The 1,449-nt window shown below is 49.9% G+C and carries 1 protein-coding gene; it reads left to right on the top strand.

Annotation, left to right across the window (positions count from 1 at the left end):
- Positions 1 to 230 precede the first annotated feature (230 nt).
- Positions 231 to 1,352, top strand: coding sequence for an Ig-like domain-containing domain (locus AC07ED_RS07395; RefSeq protein ID WP_478242028.1), 1,122 nt, complete (start codon positions 231 to 233; stop codon positions 1,350 to 1,352).
- The last annotated feature ends 97 nt before the right edge of the window (positions 1,353 to 1,449 follow it).

The following is a 1,449-nucleotide window of genomic DNA, read 5'->3' on the forward strand; positions in this document are numbered from 1 at the left end:
TGGCCTGACGACCAATGCGCCTTGGACCGGGCTTGCTATATGAGGGCCGCACGCTCCAAGGCGCTCGCGCCAAACTGGCCGACTTTTGCTCCGCCCCAATGGCCGAATTTTACTCCGCCGTTGACACCGGCGGTCATCAATATTTGTGCTGAGGTCTTTAAATGTCGAAATGTTGCAATCCGCGAACAATCCGCTCACTAGCCGGCAACATTTTGGCCCCCCTTCGAAAAATGCGCTTTTCATGCACTGCACTTGCCGCGTCGGTTATTTTTCTGAGCGGCCAGGTGGCGCTCGCGAATAGCGTTTTGATATCTGTCGAGGCGCCACTTGTAACAACAAGCCAAGCGTCAAACGTTACAACCGAAGGCTTTGACAATTTAGCAGGTACTACCAGTATAAACAGTAGCGGGTATTCTTTGCCATCTGGGATAGGTACAGTGGACGCCGCGAACTCAGTCGTCATGAAAAACCAAAATGTTAACGGCGGTGACGAGGGTGGTGACTATTTGTTCACCAACAATTCAGATTTTGCGGTGAACTTGGCAAATCCAGCCGGTTATGTTGGGTTCTGGTGGAATGCTGGTGGTATTAGCGGTGGGGGCGACGACGACACCGTTGAGGTGTTTGGGAGTCTGAACGGAACTGGGACCGAAGCACTGCTTGCAACGTTCACAGTTTCAGACCTGTCTTCCCTAATTATTGACGCAACTAAATCAGATACACCAATTGGTCACAGGGGAAATCCCACGCCCAGCTTTTACAATCAAGATAACACCAGCTTTTACGCTTATGTAAACTTGCAGCTGGACGATGCTGATCTGAGGATAACAAAAGTTGTTTTCTCAGGCCGGTACTTCGAAGTAGATAATATTTCTGTTTCAAGTGATTATGGCGCGGTAAGTTCCTTTCCGCCCGGCTTCACGTTTGATCCTGCGGACTCGTCCACTGGCGTTGCAGCAAACAGCAATATCACAATCACAGCCAGCGAGGCCATCCGGCTTCTCAATGACACTGCGCTGAACAATACCAACATTGACGCGCTGATCACACTTAAGGAGACGAACTCTAGTGGTGCTGACATTGCGTTTGATGCAACGATTGCAGGCAATGTCATTACAATCGACCCAACCAGCAATTTAAGCCCTTCGCAGCAAGTCTATGTAGCGATCAACGGTGCTTCGGTTGAAGACACCTCAGACGTTGCCGGCGCTGTTACCGACGCGACTTTTACCGTGGTCGCGGATACAATGAACCCTTTACTGGCCTTAACGTCCCCAAGTGACGACGAAACTGGCGTAAACATTGGCAACAACATTGCCCTGACGTGTCCGTCGTCATATAAAATGGGATAATATAGCGGTTTGAGCTTTGGAGGCTCTGGTTCGTTTGTGTGATTGATTATGCGGCTTGTTTTTGATGTTGCAAGCGGCGTTGTTGGATTGTCCGTTT

It is taken from the genome of Aestuarium zhoushanense, from assembly GCF_056431045.1.

Excerpts from the sequence above, each read along its gene's own strand:
- AC07ED_RS07395 (WP_478242028.1), top strand. The coding sequence starts at position 231 with ATGCGCTTTTCATGCACTGCACTTGCCGCGTCGGTTATTTTTCTGAGC.